This window comes from Thermodesulfovibrio sp. (assembly GCF_049969575.1).
GTDB lineage: Bacteria > Nitrospirota > Thermodesulfovibrionia > Thermodesulfovibrionales > Thermodesulfovibrionaceae > Thermodesulfovibrio > Thermodesulfovibrio obliviosus.
The window spans coordinates 1-19315 of sequence record NZ_JBMFOO010000007.1 but is presented as its reverse complement, the minus strand read 5'-3'; the positions used below and the strand labels follow the sequence as shown (position 1 = coordinate 19315).

Below are 19315 nucleotides of genomic sequence, written 5' to 3'. Positions count from 1 at the left end.
CCAGCCCTCCCTGCGGGGAGGGCTTTTTATTGAGGACAGTAAGATGGATATCGGTGTAATTGGAGTAGGAAATATTCTTTTAATGGATGAGGGAGTAGGTCCAAAAGTTGTTGAGATACTGAGGAAAAATTATAAGTTTGAACCAGACATTGAGCTCATTGATGGTGGTACACTGGGACTTGAACTGCTTCCATACATTGAAAAATATAAAAAAATTATTCTGATAGACATAGTTGATTTTCATAAAGAACCTGGATACATAGGCGTTTTAAAGGGAGAAGAAATTCCTCCCTATTTAAAAACAAAGCTTTCTTTACATCATGTAGGTATTCAGGATCTCTTAGAAGTTGCAAGATTGATGGATTTTATGCCTGAGGAGGTTGTGTTAGTTGGCATCCAGCCTGAGATAATTGATATTGGACTTGACCTTTCAGAGACATTAGCTGGTAAAATAAATGAATTAATTGATGAAGTTTTAAAAATTTTAGGCAGCTGGGGGATAAAATGTGTCTTGCAGTCCCATCAAAAATAGTAGAAATTGACGGCTATATGGCAACTGTTGATGTAATGGGGTTAAGAAAGCAAGTTAGTTTAATGTTGCTTCCTGAGGAACCAAAGATTGGTGAATATGTTCTTGTTCATGCAGGATTTGCAATAAATAAAATGGAGCCAGCAGAGGCAGAAGAAGCATTGAAAATTTTTGAAAAGATATTCAGGGAAATGGAGGAACAGGAAAAAAATTGGCAGACAGAAGCTTAGATTTTTCAGGATTAAGATGTCCTATTCCTGTTCTAAAACTCAGTGCTATTTATCCAGAATTTAAAAAAGGCGAAGTTATAGAAGTTATAGGAGACTGTCCTACATTTGAAAAAGATATAAAAGCATGGGCTTTAAAACTTGGTAAAACAATCCTTAACATAGAAAAATTCGGAAACAAACTAAAGGTTACAATAAGGATTTAATAATGCAAGAGCATCCCTGTCCTTATGGTGGATATCTCAGATGCGACAATCCTTTTTGCGAACATAGATATGCTTTAAGCGAAGTTCTTCATCTTTGCAGTGATGTCTTAGAAAGAATTTCTCAGGGAGATCCATCACAAAAAATAGATTTAGAGTTTGAGCGTTATGCTGTTCAGAGATTGATTAATTCTATAAATAAAGTTTCAGAAGAAGTTTCTGCTATGATTTCCCTTACTCATGAGCTTGCAATTGGAATATGTGAGCATTTTGATGTTTTAAAAAGACTATATGAAGGAGACTTCACAGCAACTGCTTCAGAGGACTATCAAATAGAAATTTTAAGAATGCTCGGACATCTGATAAATAAACAGAGAGACAGATTTGTTGAATACATAAATAAAATTAAAGAGCAACATGAAGAAATTTTGCAGCTCTATGAACGGGAAAGAACTATCCTTTCATCAATTGGGATTGCAATTATAGTTGTTGAAGAAGACATGACAATTGAATACACAAATTCTGAGTTTGAGGCTTTAACAGGATACAAAAAAGAAGAAATTGAAGGTAAGATGAAGTGGACAGAATTTTTCTCTGAAGAGATGCTTGACAAAATGATAGAGTATCACAAACTAAGAAGAATTTCTCCATCTCTTGCTCCAAGACAGTATGAATCAAAGCTTAAGGACAGAAATGGAAAGATCAAAGATGTTTGTGTGAATGTTGGGATGGTTCCTTATACAAAAAAATCAATAGTCTCTATAATTGATATTTCAGAGAGAAAAAAGATACAGCAACAACTTATTCACTCTCAAAAAATGGAGTCTTTAGGAATGCTTTCAGGAAGAGTTGCCCATGAGTTTAACAACATTCTTACTGGAATAATAGGATTTGCTGGACTTCTTTATACAAAAATTGAAGAACCACAACTTAGAAACTTTGTTGAAAAAATTATTGATGCTGGAGAAAGAGCAAGAGATTTGGCAAAGAAACTGCTTGTATTTAGCAGAAAAGAGGAATTCGGAGAGCCTCAGGAAGTAAACTTAAATAAATATCTAAAAGATTTTTCAGAGTTTGTAAAAACTATTATTGGAAAAGACATTGAGTTTAAACTTAATCTTCCAGAAGAAGAAATTTTTTATAAAATAGATCCTTCCCATCTTGAGATAATTCTTATGAATCTTGTTACAAACGCCCGTGATGCTATGCCAGAAGGAGGAGAGCTTTCAATTGGTTTAAAAGAGATTTCTGTTGATGTTGAGTATTCATATACACATCCTCTTGTGAAGCCCGGTAACTATATTGTTATTTGTGTATCAGATACAGGAATAGGAATGGATGAGCAAACAAAGCAAAGAATATTTGAACCATTTTTCACAACAAAGCCAAAGGGTAAGGGAACAGGATTAGGTCTTTCTACAGTTTTTGGACTTGTAAGGCAGTATGATGGACACATTCATGTTTACAGTGAACCTAAAAAAGGAACAACATTTAAGATATATCTGCCTGTAAAAGAAAGAAAAATGAAACATTTAATTGATAAAAATGCATTAAAAGGAACAGAGACAATTCTTGTTGTTGATGACGATGAACACACAAGAGGTTTTATTTCTTCTTTTCTTAAAGAATACGGTTACAGTGTTTATGAAGCTAAAAATGGAGATGAGGTTTTGGAAATATTTGAAAAAAATAAAAATCAGATAGCTCTTTCACTCATAGATCTTGTTATGCCAGGAATCTCAGGAATAGAAGTTATGAACCAGCTCAAGAAAATAAAGCCAGATGCAAAGGTTATTATAATGAGTGGACATCCTGTTCAGTTAAAAGATGTGATTACAATGGAAAAAACAATTTTTCCAGAGGAAATTTTGTTTAGAATCAGAAACATTCTTGATGGAAAGGAGTAAAGCCTATGGTCAGAAATGACAAATGGATAAAAGAAATGGCTCGCAAGGGAATGATTGAGCCCTTTGAGGAAGGTCTTGTAAGAGAAGGTGTCATATCTTATGGAGTGAGTTCCTATGGTTATGACATGAGAGTTGCTGATGAATTCAAGATTTTTACCAACATAAACAATACAGTGGTTGACCCTAAGAACTTTGATCCTAAAAGTTTTGTTGAATTTAAGGGTGATGTATGCATTATTCCACCAAACTCTTTTGCCCTTGCCCGTTCTGTTGAGTATTTTAGGATTCCAAGAGATGTGCTCGTCATATGCATTGGAAAATCAACCTATGCAAGATGCGGAATAATCGTAAATGTGACTCCTCTTGAGCCGATGTGGGAGGGTTACTTAACAATAGAGATATCAAATACCACGCCACTTCCAGCAAAAATCTATGCAAATGAAGGCATTGCTCAGCTCATATTCTTAAAAGCAGAGGAAGAATGCGAGATCTCCTATTCTGATAGAAAAGGTAAGTACCAAGCTCAACAGGGCATAGTTTTACCAAAGATATGATTGACCCATCCCGTATAATAGTTGCTCTTGATTTTTCGAAAAAAGAAGATGCCTTACGGATAGTTGATCAACTTGAAGGAGTCATTAATTTTTATAAAGTTGGACTTGAGCTTTTTCTAAGCGAAGGACATGAGATTTTAAAAATTCTTAAAAACAAAGGTAAAAAAATTTTTCTTGATCTTAAATTTCATGACATTCCAAATACGGTTTACAAAGCTGTGCAGTCTGTGCTTCAATATGAAATTGATATGCTTACAGTTCATGCTTTAGGTGGAACTGAAATGATGAAGAAAGCAGCCCTGGCTGTAAAGGAATACTCTTACAAAGAAAATATTCCGCCTCCCAAGATTTTGGCAGTTACTGTTTTAACAAGTCTTGATGAAAAGGATCTGGTTGAAGCTCTATCTTTTCCAATTTCTCGAGAATCCTTAGTTAAAAATTTAGCCTTAAAGGCAAAACAGGTAGAATTAGATGGAGTTGTCTCTGCAGTTTCTTCAGTAAAAACAATTAAGCAGGTGTGTGGACAAGGCTTTATAGTTGTAACTCCAGGAATAAGACTGAAAAATTCTAATTTTCATGATCAAAAAGTAGTTGCCACTGCTCACGAAGCCTTCTCTGAAGGTGCAGACTACATTGTGATTGGAAGAGCCATTACACACAGTAATTTTCCTCAGAGAATGATTGTTGATATGATAAACTCATGATGCTGTGTATTTGTTCAAATAGAAAAAAATTATTAAAAAAATTGTCTGATTTTTTAAATAAAGAATTTAAAGATCTTTCCATTTCTCCCATTGACAATGAAACAGTAGAAAGGATTTACAAAATTGAGCCTGACATAATTATTATTGATTTTTGCGGAAAAGCATGCTGGAAGTTATTAGAAAAAATCACCCGTGCACCTTCTCTAAGAGAAATTCCTTTAATCTTGATATTTAAGAGAAAAGAAGGAAAACTTATTGAAAAATTGTGCAATTTTGAAATTTTTGATTATGTTATAGAGCCATTGTTAAAATGCGAGATTTTAATGAAAATAAATAAGGCAGAAGAAATTGTGGGACTTAAAAAAGAGTTTAAAAGTCTCTTAACAAGAGATCCATTAACAGGAGCTTATCAAAGAGGCTTTTTAATAGAAAGAATGAATGAGGAGATTCATTGGTGCAATCTTTATAAAGAGCCTTTAACTGTGGCAATGTTTGATATAGACTTTTTTAAAAAAATAAATGATACCTACGGGCATCAAACAGGTGACAAAGTTTTAATGGAGCTAATACATCTTGCTCATCAAAGTATGCCTGAAAGGGCATTGATAGGAAGATATGGAGGTGAAGAATTCTGCGTTCTTCTGCCAAGCACTGATGAGATGACTGCAAAGGATATCTTAGAGGCTTTTAGACAAACAGTTGAAAAAAATGATTTTTATACATTTAAGGGAGAAAAGATTAAAGTAACAATAAGCACAGGATTCACAACATATTATGCAGAACAAAGATGTTCAATTGATGAAATAATTCAAAAAGCAGATATTGCTCTTTATAAAGCAAAGCAGCAAGGAAGAAATAGAGTAATTTTTCAGGATTTTGATGTAGAATAAAAGAAAAGAGGAGGTTGAACTATGAAAGCAGTGGCTTTGGTATTAGCAGCATTGATGCTTTTTACTGTTGCATGCGGGCAACTCGGGCAACAGCACTATGAAGGTGCAGGAGCTGGTGCTGTTGTTGGTGGAGTTGCAGGAGCTCTTCTTGACAAAAAAAATCCATGGCGTGGTGGTGTTATTGGAGCAGCTCTTGGAGCAGTTTTTGGTGCCACAATTGCTGATATTTCTACAAGAGGTTCAAAAGAAGCATATCAGAGCGGGAAACCTGTTGAGTATAGAACTGAAGATGGAAGAGGACTATACAAAGCAGAGCCAGTAAGTGATTACTACTATAAGGACCCTTATACAAAATGCAGAAAAATATCGGAAAAAGTCTGGGAAAATGGAAAACTTGTTAAAGATACAGTAAAGGAAATATGTGAATCTGAAAAGCAGGAGAGAACCTATTAGAGAAGAAATAAAATTATACACGCTTTGTCAGGATGCAAAAGTAAAAATAGTTGATTTAATAAAAGTTGAGCTTGAAAAAGAGGAAACAATAGCTTTTGCCTATTTATTTGGCTCTTTTGTTGAAGATGCTCCTTTCAGAGATATTGATATTGCTGTTTATGTTGAAAATTTTAAAGAAAGCAACTGGCAGTATTACGAGATTGCCTTACCTGATAAGATAGAAAAAAAAATAAAGTATCCTGTTGACTGCAAAGTTTTAAATGATGCTGATGTTATTTTTGCTTACAATGTAGTGAAAGGCAAGCTTATAATTGTAAAAAATGAAGAATTATGGGAAGATTTTTTAATTTATACTCTTAAATCCTATGCAGATTTTTATCCTTACTGGATGAGACATCTAAAGGAGGTCTTAGCTTCAGGTGCTTAATCCAGAAAGAATAATGCTGAATTTTAAAGAGATTGATGAAGCTTTAGGACAGCTTGAAAGAATCAAAAGAATGCATTTAGAAGAATTTTTAAACAATCCTGACTACAGATACATTGCATATGCAAGTTTTATTATTCTTGCAGAAGCTGTAATTGATATATGTTATCACTTCGCAGTTAAAAAATTTAAACTTACTCCTTCAACCTATGCAGAATGTTTTGAAATTCTCAAAGAAAAAGGAATATTCAGCCAAAACATATCTGAAGCGCTTTCAAGCATGGCTCGTTTTAGAAATTTGCTCATACATCGTTATAAACAGGTAGATTTTAAAAAAGTTTATGAATTTACAAAAAATCTGGAAGTTATAGGAGAGTTTAAAAAAACCGTAATAAAACTACTGGAGGCTGAAACTGAAAATCATGAGAGAAAAACTCATTAAGCTTATTTACGAAAAGGCATTTAAATACTCTAAAACTCCCATATTTCGGCTTACCTCTGGAGGACTGAGTAATTATTACTTTAACTGTAAAGCAGTAACCCTTTCTCCAGAAGGAATGTATTTGATAGGCAACATTATCTATGACATGATTGCTGATCTGAATGTAAAAGGCATCGGAGGCCTTACTCTTGGAGCTGACCCAATTGCTACTGCTGTAGCCTATACATCCTATCTAAGAAGTAACCCAGTAGAAGCATTCGTTGTGAGAAAAAAAGCAAAGGAACATGGCACAATGCAATGGATTGAAGGAAATATTAAGGAAGGTGATAGCGTGGTAGTTGTGGATGATGTTATTACAACGGGAAGCTCAACAATTCAGGCAATAACTCGCCTTAAGGAGGCAGGAATTTTTGTAAAAAAGGTTGTTGTTCTTGTTGACAGGCAGGAAGGTGGAAGAGAAAATATATTAAAATTTCTTGAAGAATGTGGATTTCCTGCAAATTTAGAAGCAGTGGTATTAAGGGATGATGTAATGCAGTTCATAAAGTGAAAAAACAGATTAGATTTCAATGCATAATTCAATGCTCCTCTGTTTGTTGTGGAGGAGCAACCATTGTTACTTTAAGAGAGATTGACAGGTTTTACAGATTTTTCCCAATTACAGTCGGATTCAGAAAAATCTATCCCTTTAATTCAGTTCATGAAAATTATATAAAAAATTTTGCAATTGTATACAAAACTTCTTACATAATCGGAGACTTCATAGCTGGGAATCGTCTAAAAAAAAGATGTAGAATGCTTAAAAATTCTTTATGTTCACTGCACGGCAAATCAAAACCTCTTCAATGCAGTGTTATTCCATTTTCAGTAACTTTTCCAGAGGAGCTACAGGATCTTGTAATAACAGAAAGAAGAAGAGGAGCTTTCAAAGCATGTAAAGGATTTCATGAAGATGCTATGGTAGTATGGGACGGTGAATTTGTAGATAAGGAACTGAAAGAAAATTTTTATAAACATTTTGAAAATTTTCTCTTTCAAAGAGAGCTAATGGAGAGGATTTTCCTGAAATTTGAAGACAATCTCTTTTTTAAAAAATTCGTGCATTCGCAGAATGGTTTTTTTGAAGTTCCTATTATTCCTGAGTTTATTGATGAAATATGTCGTATTGCTTCAATGGATAAATCTGAATTTATAAAAGCGCAAAGAAGTTTATTTATTAAGGAGCTTACAGTTGGAGGTATTAAAAATTCTTTATTTATTGATGCTTTGAATGTTCTGGAAGAAGTAACAATTTGACATAAAAGGAAAAATCTTATTATTATTAAAAATATTCCATCCTTCTCGGGGAGGTTATTGTGGCAGGTCATTCCAAATGGGCACAAATCAAACATAAAAAAGCTCAGGTTGATGCAAGAAAAGGAAAAATTTTTACAAAGCTTGTAAAAGAAATATCAGTAGCAGCCCGTCTTGGCGGTGGAGATCCTGAAAAAAATCCCAGACTGAGAGTAGCCATTGAAAAGGCAAGAGAAGTAAACATGCCTATGGATAACATCAAAAGAGCAATAATGAAGGGAACAGGCGAGCTTGCTGGAACAGCATATGAGGAAGTTGTATATGAAGGCTATGGTCCTGGAGGAGTGGCACTTTTAATTGAAGCAATGACCGATAATAAAAACAGGACTGTATCTGAGATAAGACATCTTCTTTCAAAGCATGGTGGAAGTCTTGGTGAGTCAGGATGTGTCTCATGGATTTTTGAGAAAAAAGGATACATTCTTGTTGATAAAAACACAGTTGATGAAGACACACTTCTTTCAGTTGCACTGGAGGCAGGTGTTGAAGATGTGAAAAATGATCCAAAAGAGGACAGTTATGAAATTATTGTTTCACCTGAAAAATTAAAAGATGTAAAGGAGGCTCTTGAGAACGCTGGTATAAATGTCTCTCTGGCAGAGGTCACGATGTTACCTAAAAATTATGTTCCTGTAGAAGGAGAAGATGCAGAAAAAATGCTGAAACTCATGGATGCCTTAGAGGACCATGACGATGTGCAAAATGTTTATGCAAACTTTGATATTCCAGATGAGGCAATGAGCAAGGCAGAAGCATAGCATGGAACCATCTATTAGACTTACTTTTAAAAGAAAATTTATTGCCGGTCTAATAGTAACAATTCCTGTAGCAATAAGCATCTTTATCTTAATTCAAATTTTTAAAATCATAGATGGTCTTTTAGGTCCAATCTATGACTATATTTTTGGCAGACACATTGCAGGATTAGGATTTATAACAGCATTGATAATTGTATTTTTTGTAGGAGTTGTATCAACCAATGTTTTTGGGAAAAAGCTTTTAGACCAGATTGAAAAATTGCTCTTTCTTAAAATTCCCATTTTTAAAAGCCTTTATTCTTCACTGAAACAGTTAATTGATGCTTTCTCTCCTGAAAATAAAACTTCTTTTCAGAAGTTTGTAATTGTTGAATATCCAAGAAAGGACAGTTTCATGTTCGGATTTCAGACAAAGGAGTGTTTTTTAAAAGAAGGGGATATGGAAAAAAAGCTTATCGCAGTTTACATACCAACGAATAATCTCTATCTTGGAGAAGTTGTGCTTTTTGAGCCTGAAAGTGTAATTCATACAAATATTCCAGTTCAGGAAGGAGTAAAGATAATTCTTTCAGGTGGAATAGCAGCACCACAGATAATAAGAGGTGATAAATAATGGATGTGGTAATTCTGGCAGCAGGAATGGGGACAAGGATGAAATCCACGCTGCCAAAAGTGCTTCACAGGATCTTTGATAAACCAATTATAGATTATGTTATAGAATGTGCTCAGAGTCTAAAACCTGCAAGTATACTTGTCGTCGTCAATCCATCTTTAACTGAAGTGATACAATATCTTAACTCTAAAGCTATTAAAATTGTTTTTCAGAACGAACCAAAGGGCACAGCCAATGCTTTATATTCTGCTTTGCCTTACATAAAAAATGAAAAAATACTTATTCTTAATGGTGATACCCCTTTGATAAAAAAGGACACCCTTTTAAATTTTTTAAAAATTTTTGACGAGAAAGCTCAGGATTTGGCAATTCTTTCTTTTTATCCAGGCCGTGAGCATTCTTATGGAAGAATTTTGAGAAACTCTAAAGGAGATGTTGAAAAAATAGTTGAAATTACAGATTACACTGGTTCTGAATCAGGTGAGGCTAACAGCGGGGTTTATTTGGTAAAAAAAGAAGTTCTGGAGCTTGTTAAAGAGATTAAAATAAATCCTCGCAAAGGTGAATTTTATTTAACAGATATTGTGGAAATAGCCATATCTAAAGGATATAAAGTTGATGCCTATGCACTGGCACAAGAGGATGAATTAATTGGAATAAACAATCGTGAAGAACTTGCTCTTGCTATGAAATATCTAAGAGACAGAGTTGTTAAAGAGTGGATGAATGAAGGAGTTACTTTTTATGATCCAGGCTCTGTATGGATTTCTCCATCTGTAAAAATTGGACAGGACACAATAATTTACCCAGATGTTTTTCTTGAAGGAGACACCACAATTGGACGAAACTGTGTTATTTATCAGGGAACAAGAATTCGTGACAGCATAATTGAAGACAATGTTCTAATAAAAGACTGCACAGTGATTGAAAGCTCTCATGTAAAAGCAGGTTCAAAGATTGGTCCTTTTGCCCATCTAAGACCTGAAAGTGTTATTGGCAAGGAATGCAGAATTGGCAACTTTGTAGAGGTTAAAAAATCAGTAATTGGAGATAGAACAAAAGCAGCACATTTAAGCTATCTCGGAGACTCTGAAATTGGTGAAAATGTAAATATAGGAGCAGGAACAATAACATGTAATTATGATGGTAAAAGGAAGCATAAAACAATAATTGAAGACAATGTTTTCATAGGAAGTGATACGCAGCTTGTAGCTCCTGTAAAAGTTGGCAAAGGTGCATACATAGGTGCAGGTTCTACAATTACAAAGAATGTCCCTGAGGACTCACTTGCAATCAGCAGAACTCCCCAGAGAAACATTGAAGGCTGGGCAAAGAAAAAGCGGGAGAAAAAATAATGTGTGGCATTATTGGATATATAGGTGATAAAAATGCTGTCCAGATAGTGCTTGATGGGTTAAGAAGGCTTGAATACAGAGGATATGACTCAGCTGGAATAGCCTGTTTATCTGATAGTAGAATTAAAACTGTAAAATGCGAAGGAAAGATTAAAGATCTGGAACAACTTATTAAAACACAGAATCCTGAACTTTTGAGTTCACAACTCTTTCTGGCAATAGGACACACAAGATGGGCAACTCATGGTAAACCATCAAGTTTAAATGCTCATCCCCATTGCTCTGGCGGAATTGCTCTTGTTCATAACGGTATTATTGAAAACTATGCTACATTGAAAGATGAATTAAAACGGGAAGGCTATAAATTCATCTCTGAGACTGATACAGAAGTAATTGCTCATCTCATAAACAAGTACAGAGCTAATTTTAATCTTGAGGAAGCAGTAAAACAGGCAGTTAAAATGCTCAAAGGTTCCTATGCTCTTGTAATAATTGAAGATAAAGAGCCTGATAAAATAATTGGCGTAAGAATGGAAAGCCCTCTTGTTGCTGGAATTATGGATAATGAAAAGTTCATTGCCTCTGATGTCTCGGCATTTCTCAATTACTGTAACAGAGTAATCTTTCTTGATGATGGTGAAATGATTGTCCTCAGAAAGGATAATTTTGAAGTATTTGATATAAATGGTAAAGAAAGGAAAAAGAAAATACAGACCATTACATGGACAGCCTCAATGGCTGAAAAGGGCGGATACAAGCATTTTATGCTCAAGGAAATACATGAACAACCGAGAGCTATTGCAGATACAATAAGAGGGAGGGTTTTACCCGATGGTTCAGAGGTAGTTTATAAGGAGCTTGGAATAAGATTTGAAGAGCTTGCTCTTACAAGAAAAATATATCTTGTTGCCTGTGGCACATCCTACCATGCTTGTCTGATTGGTAAATATATGATTGAAAATATTGCAAAAACACCTGTGGAGACAGATATTGCTTCTGAATTCAGATATAGAAATGTTCCCTTTGAGCAAGACTCTCTATTTATAGCAATAACCCAGTCTGGAGAAACAGCAGACACTCTTGCAGCCTTGAGATTTGCTAAAAAATCAGGAGTAAAAACTCTCGCTATATGCAATGTAGTAGGAAGCACAGCATCAAGAGAAGCAGACGGAGTTTTTTATACCCACTCAGGTCCGGAGATAGGAGTTGCCTCAACAAAGGCTTTTACCACTCAGATTGTAGCCCTTTATCTTCTTACTCTTGCTTTGGCAAAGGCAAAGGGATTACTTGTAGAGCAAAGTTACATAAGTTTTTTAAGGAATCTTCTCATGCTTCCACGAATGGCTGAAGAGGCTTTAAAGCTTGAAAATAAGATTCAACAACTTGCAAAAGAAGTTTACAGAAAACCAAATTTTCTCTATCTTGGTAGAGGACTCTGCTATCCTGTTGCGCTTGAAGGTGCGCTCAAACTCAAAGAAATATCCTATATTCATGCAGAAGGATATGCTGCTGGCGAGATGAAACATGGACCCATTGCCCTTGTAGAGGAAGGATTCCCTGTAGTTTTCATTGTTTCAGATGATTTTTATCTTGACAAGACCCTGTCCAACATGGAGGAAATAAAGGCAAGAGATGGCTTTATAATTACTATTTCAGACAGTAAGAAGGAAAAACTCAAAAAGTTGTCCGATAGATTTATTTATGTGGAGGGAATACATACCTATCTCAACACAGTGCTTTTCAGCATTCCTCTTCAGTTACTTGCTTATCATGTGGCAGTTTTAAGAGGATGTGATGTGGATCAACCGAGAAATCTTGCAAAGAGTGTTACCGTTGAATAGTTTTATAAAAAAAATAAAATAAGAGGGGTATAGCCATGAAAGATTTCCCCCTGTCGGAATTAAATCCGGCACAGCAGGAAGCAGTTCTTTACTGTGAAGGTCCGCTTCTTGTTCTTGCAGGAGCAGGAAGTGGTAAAACAAGGGTGATTACTTATAAGTATGCGTATCTTAAAGAAGCTATGGGACTGCATCCATCTTCCATATTCACTGTAACTTTTACTAACAAGGCAGCTGATGAAATGAAGGAAAGAATCTTTAAAATCTGTAAAGGCACCCTCAAAAATCCCTGGATAGGAACATTTCATTCTCTGTGTGTAAGGATACTCCGGGCTCACATTGAAAGAATTGGTTACAAAAAAGACTTTATTATTTATGACGAAGATGACCAGGCAGGGCTGATAAAGAGAATCTTAAAAGACCTGAATATGCATGAAGCTTTATGCAAATGTGTTGTAAACAAAATAAGTAACTTGAAGTCAAATCTGGTTACTCCTGAAGATTACATTTCAAATATTGAAGGTTATGAGCTTGAAGAAAGGCTTGGCAGGATATATATGCGATACCAGACAGAACTTCAAAAATGCAATGCTCTGGATTTTGATGATTTAATTCTTTGCGTAATAAAGTTATTAAGAGAAAATGAAGATTTACTCAGGCGATACTCTGAACAATTCAGATATATACTTGTGGATGAATTTCAGGATACCAATAAATCTCAATATGAACTGTTACAACTTCTTTGCAAGTATCATGGAAATATCTGCGCTGTTGGAGATGATGACCAGAGTATTTACAAATTCAGAGGAGCAAATGTTTATAACATCCTTAACTTTGAAAAAGACTTTCCAAAGACAAAAGTAGTTAAACTGGAACAAAACTATCGTTCTACAAAGCATATAATTCTTGCTTCCACTGCTATGATTTCAAAAAATCCAATGAGAAAATCAAAAACTCTCTGGACAGAAAGAGATTGGGGAGAAAAAATTTTTTACTGTCAATTAAGCAATGAAGAGGAAGAAGCAAAATATATAGCAAAAAACATAAAAGAGCTTTATTTAAAAGGTGATTACGAATTTAGAGATTTTGCCATTCTTTATAGATTGGTTCTTCAGGCAAGAGCACTGGAAGAAGCTTTGCGAATGGAAGAAATACCCTATCAGGTAATAAGTGGAGTAAGCTTTTACCACCGTAAAGAAATAAAAGATGTGCTTGCTTATATGCGATTTATTTTAAACAAAGAAGACAATTTAAGTCTTATGAGAATAATCAATAATCCTCCAAGAGGAATTGGAGCTGCTGCTTTGTCAAAAATTGAAAATGAGGCTAAAAAACACATGATATCAAACTATGAAGCGATAAAAAAGATAATAAAAGACAATACTGTTTCAGATAATTTAAAAGAAACTCTTTTATCATTTACCAATATTATAGATAAACTTTCTGAGAAAGAGTATCAGGATGCTGCATCCATGATAAGGGATATATTGAATCTTACTGGATATCTTGAGGAAATTGAAGAGGATAGAATTCAGAATGTTTTAGAACTTCTCAGCTCTGCTGAAAAAGTATCTGTAAGAGAGTTTCTTGATAAAGTTGCTCTTCTTTCAAGCGTGGATACATGGGAAAGCAGGAAAAACGGAGTCAGCCTACTTACCCTTCATGCTGCTAAGGGGCTTGAGTTTCCAGTGGTTTTCATCGCAGGCTGTGAAGAGGGAGTTTTACCTTACTTTAAGGCGCTTGAAGATCCGGTGGAATTGCAGGAAGAAAGAAGGCTTTTTTATGTGGGGATGACAAGAGCCAAAAATCTTTTATATATTACAAGTGTAAGGCAGAGAAAGCTTTATTCAAAAGTTCAGAAACAGGAACCTTCAAGCTTTATCAAAGACATTCCGCCTGAATACTGCACATGCATCAGAAAGGATTATTCCACTTTTACTCCAGACAAAAAGGAATCAGACAAACCCAGGGTTAAGCATCCATTTGTGATAGGATGTAAAGTAAAGCATCCCACATGGGGAGTTGGAGTTGTAAGAGACTGTTATGGAGAGGGAGATGATTTAAAGGTGGTTGTTAACTTTCCAGGTATAGGAGTTAAAAAATTAGCTCCAAAAATTGTAAACTTAGAGAGGGTGTAAAAATGAAAATATCAAAACAAGAGGTAAAGCATATTGCAATGCTAAGCAGGCTTGAACTTGATGAGAAAGAAATAGAGCTTTATCAGGATCAATTAAGCCGCATTCTTGAGTATGTTGAAAAATTAAATGAGATTGATACAACCAACATAGAGCCTACATCCTATGTTATTGAGCTTAATAATGTATTTAGAGAAGATGTTGTTAAGGAGTCTTTACCGAGACAGGAAGCATTAAAAAATGCACCCCAGGCTACAGAGAAATTTTTTAAAGTCCCCAAAATAATAGAATAAATGATAAAATAAAACAAATGCTGAGAAGTTTTTTAAGAGCAAAACTGCATTTGGCAAAGGTAACAGAAACTAATTTATTTTATGAAGGCTCAATAAGTATTGATGCTGAGCTGATTGAGATTGCTGGAATACTGCCTTATGAAAGGGTGTGGATAAGCAATATGAATAATGGAGAAAGATTCGATACCTATGTTATTCCTGCTCCAAAAGGCTCAAAAATAATAGGACTTAATGGACCAGCTGCCAAAAAGGCTCAGGTAGGAGACAGAATTGTTATTTTTTCCTATGGTTATCTTACGGAAAATGAAATTCCTTTACACAAGCCCAAGATTGTAATCCTTGATGAAAATAATAATCCTGTAAAAATCTATCCATGAATTAATGCTTCAATATCAAGACTTTTTAGGGCTGTTTCGCCTATTCTGTCTTTATTTAGTTCAGATAAGTATGGAAATACTCCAAGACAGGGTATATCAAGCAATTCTTTTAAAACCTGAGGATTTGTTTTTTCAGCAATATCATTTTTTGCAGGCTCAGAAAAATTAATAATATAACCCTTTACAGAAATTTTTTTATTTTTCAATGCCTCAAGTGTAAGAAGTGTATGATTAATTGTGCCAAGAGTTGGTCTCGTTACTATTATCACAGGTAATTCCATATCCTTAATTAAATCCCTGACAAAATAAAAATTTGTTTTCTTTTTTTCTTCTTTGATAAGAGGAACCATTAATCCACCTACACCTTCAATGAGAAGATAGTCATACTTTTTCTTAAGTGTCTCAAAGGATTTAAAGATTTTATCAATGTCAACTTCTTTATTTTCAAGCCTTGATGCCACAAGGGGGCTCAATGGATTCTCCATTTTTACAGGCGTTATTAAATCAACAGAGTCATTCATCTCAGCCATGTCTCTTAAAAGCATTCCATCACTTGGTAGCAGTATTCCATCTTTGTTAAGGCACCCTGTTTCAATAACTTTCATTGCACCTACTTTTAGTCCCTTTTTTATAAAACTCCTCAGTATTGCTGCTGCAACAATAGTTTTTCCAACTCCAGTATCTGTGCCTGTAATAAAGTATCCAGTCTTCATACTAAATCCTCCCTTTCAAAGAATTTTATCGTTATATGGTATAATGTTATATAAACTAAAGGCAACCCGATATGGAGGAACTATGATAAGATTTGAAGAATTACAGATGAGAATAATGGATGCAGCAAAAAATTATCTTGATGTGTATGATATGTCCACATACATTGAGCAGTATTCCTTAAATAAAGAGAGCAAGCTTTTAATGACATTGCCGGAAATTAAACCTCCTTATCCAATAAGTGCTGCAGTGTCATTTTCTTATAATGCCCTTCAGACAAGTAGTTCTTTTCTTTATGATGAAGATGAGGAGGAACAGGACTCTGAGGAGTTTGAAAACATGGTAGAGATTGAAGTTGTTATAAACCTTCCATTTCTTGAAGGATATAATAATATAAATGAGCTTTTTGAAGAGATAGTTAATGAGCATCCTGAGCTGGATCTGGTTTTAGTAAAAAAAGAGTTCATTGGAAAAGATCTGATGGAGGAAGATAAATATGAAATTGCTTATTCCTATCCAGCTTCTCAAGAAGAATTAAAGGATCTTCAGTTTTATGAAGAGATGTTTTTTGAATTAAGCAATATCTTACGCACCATTTACGAAAGAATGAGATTTTATATTGATATGTCCTGGTATTCAGCAGAAGATGAAACTTTTTAATGAAATAAAAACAGTTCTTCTGGACATGGACGGAACTATACTGGATAAGTATTATGATGATTACTTTTGGGAGATTTATGTGCCTCAAAAATATGCTGAAAAACAAGGAATAAACTTTGAGGAAGCTCAAAGAATACTTTTTTCAATGTACAAAGCAGAAGAAGGAACTCTTAACTGGACAGATATAGATTTCTGGTCAGGTAAAACAGGTCTTGATATATTCCAGCTTAAAAAGGAAGTGGAGCATCTTATTTGTCCTCATCCAGATGCTGAAGAATTTTTAAAAGTTGTAAGCTCCAATGGGAAAAAAATCTATCTTGTAACAAATGCTCACAACAAAGTAATGGAACTTAAACTTAAGAAAACAGGCTTTGATAAATATTTTCATAATTTGTTTACAGCCTTTGATATTGGCTATCCCAAGGAGAAAATTGAATTCTGGGAAATACTTAAAGAAAAACTTTATTTTGAACCAGACTCTTCAATCTTTATTGACGATACAGAAGAAATTCTCCATACAGCTAAACTTGCAGGAATAAAATTACCTATTTTAAGAGCAGTTTCTTCTGCCCGCTCTGTTCCACGACAATCAAAGCAATTTTTAACAATAATGAAATTTGAAGAAATTTTTCATTTATAAAGCTCCGAGTTCTCTTTTTAGCCACTGTTTTATCTTTTCATTTATGGGACACATTCCAAAGCATATTTTGTGCCTGTTTTCATTCACAGCTTCAATAAGCATTTCTTCAGGAATTTCATCTATTCTTGCTATGGTTTCTCCATAATCCATCTGAGTATGTCTCATTATGAACAGAACAGGCTTTGCACCTGAAGTGTCAATATATGGAATATAACCCTTAATAGGACCTTTATAAACTAATTTATCTCCTTCCTTTATACATCTTGGAGACATAACTTCTTCTGGCTCCACATCCCATAACATATTTTCTCTAAAATAGGGGTCCTCTTTTAACTCTTTAAGTGTTATTAATTCACTAAAAATCATAAAATCACCTCCCTTTATTTCTTCTTTCAGGGACAATATTTTGTTTTATCTTTCCCTCATTGTATTGTTTCGTTACATAAAGACCGCAATAGCATCTTCCATATTCTTTTATATCCTCTGCACTGTAAATGCAAGGACAGATTATATCAGCATCTGCCTTTCTGTCTCCTGAAGCCAGTCTACACGGGCATGATCTGTAACCATAGCGTTCTTCATTTTTAAGCAATCCCTTCAAAAGTTCAAATACAAACTCTTTATCCCTGTTTAGCTCCCAGCCCCTTGACATGGCATATTTTTCTAAGATTTCATAGAGTTTTTCTGGCGTCATATCAGGCATTCAGTTCCAGAATTTTTCTAAGAATTTCCTCATCAAAGCCTACTACAGCTTTCTCAACAACAACTGTTGGAAAGGTTTCCTGAGGATTGATTTTTTTCAGTTCTTTCATTGCAAGCCATTGTTCTGCACTGTCAAGAGTATCAACCTCAATTAACTCATATTCCACAGAATTATTCTTTAAGAATTCTTTTACTTTTTTACATACAGGGCATGTGCTCAATGAATATAATCTAACCCTTTTATGCATTGCCCCTCCTATTTTTGTTAAAAGTATTGTTGAGAGTTAATTGAACATCTTCAAGCATCTCAAAGTTTGCCTTTCTTATTGTTTCAAGAGGAAGCTTTAACATATTCGCCAACTCTTCAAAGGGAATTTTTGAAACATAACAGAGCTCTGCAATAAGTATCTTTAATGCATCATCTTCTATCAAAGCTTTTAATTCATTATCATCCACCTTTACATTGTCAACAGCATCTCTGAAGGACATTCCATTCTTTATGTTCTGCATTATTTTTTTCATGGCTCCTTCATAAATTTTGCTTTCTTCCTCTGAGTAATCCTTAAAAATGAAATTAAACTCTGTCATTATTAAACTCCTTAATTTTTATTTTGCCTGGATTTAATTTGATTTATAAAAAAAAGATATTTTTTTATAAGAGCTTCAGCAGTTGTTCTTATCTCCTCATCTTTTATATTTTTCGTAATATCTTCCATCCATTCTTGCTGTTCTTGAGATAAACCAGTGATTTCTTTCTCCTTACTCTTTTCTTTTTGATTCCTGTAAATTCTTCCAAAACAGAATTCCACATCCTTTATTCCATAAATATGAAGTTTTTTAACAAATTCATCTTTTAACAATATTAGCTGAGAAAGCCATACATGAGAGTTAACTACCACATAAAGAACACCATTTTTCAAATCCTTTGGAAAAGTATGCTCTTTAACAGGACAACCGAATAGATCGTCCCATCTTTTTCTTAAAAATTTTAGTGATACTGCTTCCTCTATACCAAAATTATTGAGTAAAGCAGGTAAAACTTGTCCTATTTTCTCCATGTCTAAACCGCTTTTTTGACTAGACCTGAACGAAGACATCTTGTGCATACATGCACTCTTCTTGGGCCTTTTTCAGTAACAATTTTCATTCTCTGAAGATTTGGAAAGAAATATCTTTTTGTTTTGTTATTTGCATGGCTTACATTGTGTCCCACAACTTTTTTCTTGCCACATACATAGCAGCTTGCCATTTTTCCTCCTCCTTAATTTGCATATACTTAATTATTTATGATAACATTTTATTGATTTAGAGACAAGGAGGGAAGAATTAAATTATGTCTGATAAAGCAGTTAGAAGCATAGAATTAGCTAAACAGCTTGGTGTAAAACCTTCAGAAATTGTAAAATTTGTTGAAAAAATTAGAAATGTCCAGTTTAAAAAAAGAACTACAAACATCAACATAGAACCAGAGGAAGTTGACTTAATAAAACAGGGGCGGCCGCCGCGTGGGTTGCGGCCGCTCTGATGCTTTTATGGCAGACGCCTGC

Annotated in this window: 29 protein-coding genes; 22 read left to right on the top strand and 7 right to left on the bottom strand. The window is 34.4% G+C overall.

Features of this window, described 5'->3' with window-relative positions; all coding sequences use genetic code 11:
- Window positions 1-43: 43 nt before the first annotated feature.
- The 19 genes from ACP5O9_RS03015 to panD are packed head-to-tail and all read left to right on the top strand — an operon-like array spanning window position 44 to window position 15055.
- Window positions 44-532, top strand: coding sequence for a HyaD/HybD family hydrogenase maturation endopeptidase (locus ACP5O9_RS03015; protein WP_353686310.1), 489 nt, complete (start codon window positions 44-46; stop codon window positions 530-532).
- Entirely contained in the window at window positions 505-759 is a 255-nt protein-coding gene (locus ACP5O9_RS03010; RefSeq protein ID WP_353686311.1) for a HypC/HybG/HupF family hydrogenase formation chaperone, read from the top strand. Before ACP5O9_RS03015 ends, ACP5O9_RS03010 begins: the two co-directional genes overlap by 28 nt.
- A complete protein-coding gene (locus ACP5O9_RS03005) occupies window positions 741-962 on the top strand; it encodes a sulfurtransferase TusA family protein (protein ID WP_353686312.1) in 222 nt (73 codons plus the stop codon). The genes ACP5O9_RS03010 and ACP5O9_RS03005 overlap by 19 nt, the downstream gene beginning before the upstream one ends.
- 2 nt (window positions 963-964) lie before the next feature.
- The gene (locus ACP5O9_RS03000) at window positions 965-2866 is read left to right on the top strand and encodes an ATP-binding protein (RefSeq protein ID WP_428723407.1); all 1902 of its coding nucleotides are present in this window, start codon (window positions 965-967) and stop codon (window positions 2864-2866) included.
- Window positions 2867-2871: 5 nt separating this feature from the next.
- Entirely contained in the window at window positions 2872-3420 is a 549-nt protein-coding gene (gene dcd / locus ACP5O9_RS02995; RefSeq protein WP_428723406.1) for a dCTP deaminase, read from the top strand.
- Window positions 3417-4124 (top strand): orotidine-5'-phosphate decarboxylase, encoded by a 708-nt coding sequence (pyrF, locus tag ACP5O9_RS02990; protein ID WP_353686315.1) that lies wholly within the window; start codon window positions 3417-3419, stop codon window positions 4122-4124. Before dcd ends, pyrF begins: the two co-directional genes overlap by 4 nt.
- A gap of 41 nt (window positions 4125-4165) precedes the next feature.
- Window positions 4166-5014 (top strand): GGDEF domain-containing protein, encoded by an 849-nt coding sequence (locus ACP5O9_RS02985; RefSeq protein ID WP_428723405.1) that lies wholly within the window; start codon window positions 4166-4168, stop codon window positions 5012-5014.
- A 21-nt stretch (window positions 5015-5035) separates the two neighbouring features.
- On the top strand, window positions 5036-5467 hold the full coding sequence (locus ACP5O9_RS02980; protein WP_428723404.1) for a glycine zipper 2TM domain-containing protein: 432 nt from the start codon (window positions 5036-5038) through the stop codon (window positions 5465-5467).
- The gene (mntA, locus tag ACP5O9_RS02975) at window positions 5436-5894 is read left to right on the top strand and encodes a type VII toxin-antitoxin system MntA family adenylyltransferase antitoxin (RefSeq protein WP_428723403.1); all 459 of its coding nucleotides are present in this window, start codon (window positions 5436-5438) and stop codon (window positions 5892-5894) included. Before ACP5O9_RS02980 ends, mntA begins: the two co-directional genes overlap by 32 nt.
- Window positions 5887-6333 (top strand): type VII toxin-antitoxin system HepT family RNase toxin, encoded by a 447-nt coding sequence (gene hepT / locus ACP5O9_RS02970; protein WP_428723402.1) that lies wholly within the window; start codon window positions 5887-5889, stop codon window positions 6331-6333. The genes mntA and hepT overlap by 8 nt, the downstream gene beginning before the upstream one ends.
- Window positions 6314-6883 (top strand): orotate phosphoribosyltransferase, encoded by a 570-nt coding sequence (pyrE, locus tag ACP5O9_RS02965; protein WP_424905125.1) that lies wholly within the window; start codon window positions 6314-6316, stop codon window positions 6881-6883. The genes hepT and pyrE overlap by 20 nt, the downstream gene beginning before the upstream one ends.
- On the top strand, window positions 6880-7629 hold the full coding sequence (locus ACP5O9_RS02960) for a hypothetical protein (protein WP_353686318.1): 750 nt from the start codon (window positions 6880-6882) through the stop codon (window positions 7627-7629). Before pyrE ends, ACP5O9_RS02960 begins: the two co-directional genes overlap by 4 nt.
- A gap of 59 nt (window positions 7630-7688) precedes the next feature.
- The gene (locus tag ACP5O9_RS02955) at window positions 7689-8444 is read left to right on the top strand and encodes a YebC/PmpR family DNA-binding transcriptional regulator (protein ID WP_353686319.1); all 756 of its coding nucleotides are present in this window, start codon (window positions 7689-7691) and stop codon (window positions 8442-8444) included.
- A gap of 1 nt (window position 8445) precedes the next feature.
- Window positions 8446-9057 (top strand): DUF502 domain-containing protein, encoded by a 612-nt coding sequence (locus ACP5O9_RS02950; RefSeq protein ID WP_353686320.1) that lies wholly within the window; start codon window positions 8446-8448, stop codon window positions 9055-9057.
- Complete coding sequence (gene glmU, locus ACP5O9_RS02945; protein WP_353686321.1) at window positions 9057-10412, top strand: bifunctional UDP-N-acetylglucosamine diphosphorylase/glucosamine-1-phosphate N-acetyltransferase GlmU; 1356 nt, start codon at window positions 9057-9059, stop codon at window positions 10410-10412. Before ACP5O9_RS02950 ends, glmU begins: the two co-directional genes overlap by 1 nt.
- Window positions 10412-12253 (top strand): glutamine--fructose-6-phosphate transaminase (isomerizing), encoded by a 1842-nt coding sequence (gene glmS, locus ACP5O9_RS02940; RefSeq protein ID WP_428723401.1) that lies wholly within the window; start codon window positions 10412-10414, stop codon window positions 12251-12253. Before glmU ends, glmS begins: the two co-directional genes overlap by 1 nt.
- 35 nt (window positions 12254-12288) lie before the next feature.
- Window positions 12289-14388, top strand: coding sequence for a UvrD-helicase domain-containing protein (locus ACP5O9_RS02935; protein ID WP_353686323.1), 2100 nt, complete (start codon window positions 12289-12291; stop codon window positions 14386-14388).
- A 2-nt stretch (window positions 14389-14390) separates the two neighbouring features.
- On the top strand, window positions 14391-14678 hold the full coding sequence (gene gatC / locus ACP5O9_RS02930) for an Asp-tRNA(Asn)/Glu-tRNA(Gln) amidotransferase subunit GatC (RefSeq protein ID WP_353686324.1): 288 nt from the start codon (window positions 14391-14393) through the stop codon (window positions 14676-14678).
- Between the two features lie 17 nt (window positions 14679-14695).
- Window positions 14696-15055: an aspartate 1-decarboxylase gene (gene panD, locus ACP5O9_RS02925; RefSeq protein WP_353686325.1), complete on the top strand. Its 360-nt coding sequence runs from the start codon at window positions 14696-14698 to the stop codon at window positions 15053-15055.
- Here the strand turns inward: panD and bioD are convergent.
- A complete protein-coding gene (gene bioD / locus ACP5O9_RS02920) occupies window positions 15046-15768 on the bottom strand; it encodes a dethiobiotin synthase (protein WP_353686326.1) in 723 nt (240 codons plus the stop codon). The genes panD and bioD overlap by 10 nt on opposite strands.
- Window positions 15769-15850: 82 nt before the next feature.
- Here bioD and ACP5O9_RS02915 point away from each other — a divergent pair, with 82 nt between their 5' ends.
- Together ACP5O9_RS02915 and ACP5O9_RS02910 are read left to right on the top strand one after the other, a co-directional pair.
- Entirely contained in the window at window positions 15851-16426 is a 576-nt protein-coding gene (locus ACP5O9_RS02915; protein ID WP_353686327.1) for a hypothetical protein, read from the top strand.
- Entirely contained in the window at window positions 16413-17066 is a 654-nt protein-coding gene (locus tag ACP5O9_RS02910; protein ID WP_424905130.1) for an HAD-IA family hydrolase, read from the top strand. Before ACP5O9_RS02915 ends, ACP5O9_RS02910 begins: the two co-directional genes overlap by 14 nt.
- On the opposite strand, the gene ACP5O9_RS02905 is transcribed toward ACP5O9_RS02910, so the two are convergent.
- The 6 genes from ACP5O9_RS02905 to rpmB are packed head-to-tail and all read right to left on the bottom strand — an operon-like array spanning window position 17061 to window position 19017.
- Window positions 17061-17432 carry a DVU0772 family protein gene (locus tag ACP5O9_RS02905; protein ID WP_353686329.1) on the bottom strand — a complete coding sequence of 124 codons (372 nt, stop codon included), beginning with the start codon at window positions 17430-17432 and terminating at the stop codon, window positions 17061-17063. The genes ACP5O9_RS02910 and ACP5O9_RS02905 overlap by 6 nt on opposite strands.
- Before the next feature lie 4 nt (window positions 17433-17436).
- A complete protein-coding gene (locus ACP5O9_RS02900; RefSeq protein WP_424905131.1) occupies window positions 17437-17760 on the bottom strand; it encodes a ferredoxin-thioredoxin reductase catalytic domain-containing protein in 324 nt (107 codons plus the stop codon).
- 1 nt (window position 17761) lies between these two features.
- Window positions 17762-18016, bottom strand: coding sequence for a glutaredoxin family protein (locus tag ACP5O9_RS02895; protein ID WP_353686331.1), 255 nt, complete (start codon window positions 18014-18016; stop codon window positions 17762-17764).
- Window positions 18009-18356, bottom strand: coding sequence for a hypothetical protein (locus ACP5O9_RS02890; RefSeq protein WP_353686332.1), 348 nt, complete (start codon window positions 18354-18356; stop codon window positions 18009-18011). The genes ACP5O9_RS02895 and ACP5O9_RS02890 overlap by 8 nt, the downstream gene beginning before the upstream one ends.
- 11 nt (window positions 18357-18367) lie before the next feature.
- A complete protein-coding gene (locus tag ACP5O9_RS02885) occupies window positions 18368-18826 on the bottom strand; it encodes a DUF721 domain-containing protein (protein ID WP_353686333.1) in 459 nt (152 codons plus the stop codon).
- A gap of 2 nt (window positions 18827-18828) precedes the next feature.
- Window positions 18829-19017 carry a 50S ribosomal protein L28 gene (gene rpmB / locus ACP5O9_RS02880; RefSeq protein WP_353686334.1) on the bottom strand — a complete coding sequence of 63 codons (189 nt, stop codon included), beginning with the start codon at window positions 19015-19017 and terminating at the stop codon, window positions 18829-18831.
- 84 nt (window positions 19018-19101) lie between these two features.
- On the opposite strand from rpmB, the gene ACP5O9_RS02875 reads away from it, so the two are divergent.
- Window positions 19102-19293, top strand: coding sequence for a hypothetical protein (locus tag ACP5O9_RS02875; RefSeq protein ID WP_428723400.1), 192 nt, complete (start codon window positions 19102-19104; stop codon window positions 19291-19293).
- Window positions 19294-19315 lie beyond the last annotated feature (22 nt).

Excerpts from the sequence above, each read along its gene's own strand:
- ACP5O9_RS02950 (WP_353686320.1), top strand. The coding sequence starts at position 8,446 with ATGGAACCATCTATTAGACTTACTTTTAAAAGAAAATTTATTGCCGGT.
- ACP5O9_RS02885 (WP_353686333.1), bottom strand. The coding sequence starts at position 18,826 with ATGGAGAAAATAGGACAAGTTTTACCTGCTTTACTCAATAATTTTGGT.
- pyrE (WP_424905125.1), top strand. The coding sequence starts at position 6,314 with ATGAGAGAAAAACTCATTAAGCTTATTTACGAAAAGGCATTTAAATAC.
- ACP5O9_RS02910 (WP_424905130.1), top strand. The coding sequence starts at position 16,413 with ATGAAACTTTTTAATGAAATAAAAACAGTTCTTCTGGACATGGACGGA.
- rpmB (WP_353686334.1), bottom strand. The coding sequence starts at position 19,017 with ATGGCAAGCTGCTATGTATGTGGCAAGAAAAAAGTTGTGGGACACAAT.
- ACP5O9_RS02915 (WP_353686327.1), top strand. The coding sequence starts at position 15,851 with ATGATAAGATTTGAAGAATTACAGATGAGAATAATGGATGCAGCAAAA.
- ACP5O9_RS03000 (WP_428723407.1), top strand. The coding sequence starts at position 965 with ATGCAAGAGCATCCCTGTCCTTATGGTGGATATCTCAGATGCGACAAT.
- dcd (WP_428723406.1), top strand. The coding sequence starts at position 2,872 with ATGGTCAGAAATGACAAATGGATAAAAGAAATGGCTCGCAAGGGAATG.
- pyrF (WP_353686315.1), top strand. The coding sequence starts at position 3,417 with ATGATTGACCCATCCCGTATAATAGTTGCTCTTGATTTTTCGAAAAAA.
- glmS (WP_428723401.1), top strand. The coding sequence starts at position 10,412 with ATGTGTGGCATTATTGGATATATAGGTGATAAAAATGCTGTCCAGATA.
- gatC (WP_353686324.1), top strand. The coding sequence starts at position 14,391 with ATGAAAATATCAAAACAAGAGGTAAAGCATATTGCAATGCTAAGCAGG.
- ACP5O9_RS02980 (WP_428723404.1), top strand. The coding sequence starts at position 5,036 with ATGAAAGCAGTGGCTTTGGTATTAGCAGCATTGATGCTTTTTACTGTT.
- ACP5O9_RS02905 (WP_353686329.1), bottom strand. The coding sequence starts at position 17,432 with ATGATTTTTAGTGAATTAATAACACTTAAAGAGTTAAAAGAGGACCCC.
- glmU (WP_353686321.1), top strand. The coding sequence starts at position 9,057 with ATGGATGTGGTAATTCTGGCAGCAGGAATGGGGACAAGGATGAAATCC.
- ACP5O9_RS02890 (WP_353686332.1), bottom strand. The coding sequence starts at position 18,356 with ATGACAGAGTTTAATTTCATTTTTAAGGATTACTCAGAGGAAGAAAGC.
- panD (WP_353686325.1), top strand. The coding sequence starts at position 14,696 with ATGCTGAGAAGTTTTTTAAGAGCAAAACTGCATTTGGCAAAGGTAACA.
- ACP5O9_RS03010 (WP_353686311.1), top strand. The coding sequence starts at position 505 with ATGTGTCTTGCAGTCCCATCAAAAATAGTAGAAATTGACGGCTATATG.
- ACP5O9_RS03015 (WP_353686310.1), top strand. The coding sequence starts at position 44 with ATGGATATCGGTGTAATTGGAGTAGGAAATATTCTTTTAATGGATGAG.
- ACP5O9_RS02875 (WP_428723400.1), top strand. The coding sequence starts at position 19,102 with ATGTCTGATAAAGCAGTTAGAAGCATAGAATTAGCTAAACAGCTTGGT.
- ACP5O9_RS02895 (WP_353686331.1), bottom strand. The coding sequence starts at position 18,016 with ATGCATAAAAGGGTTAGATTATATTCATTGAGCACATGCCCTGTATGT.
- bioD (WP_353686326.1), bottom strand. The coding sequence starts at position 15,768 with ATGAAGACTGGATACTTTATTACAGGCACAGATACTGGAGTTGGAAAA.
- ACP5O9_RS02935 (WP_353686323.1), top strand. The coding sequence starts at position 12,289 with ATGAAAGATTTCCCCCTGTCGGAATTAAATCCGGCACAGCAGGAAGCA.
- ACP5O9_RS02900 (WP_424905131.1), bottom strand. The coding sequence starts at position 17,760 with ATGACGCCAGAAAAACTCTATGAAATCTTAGAAAAATATGCCATGTCA.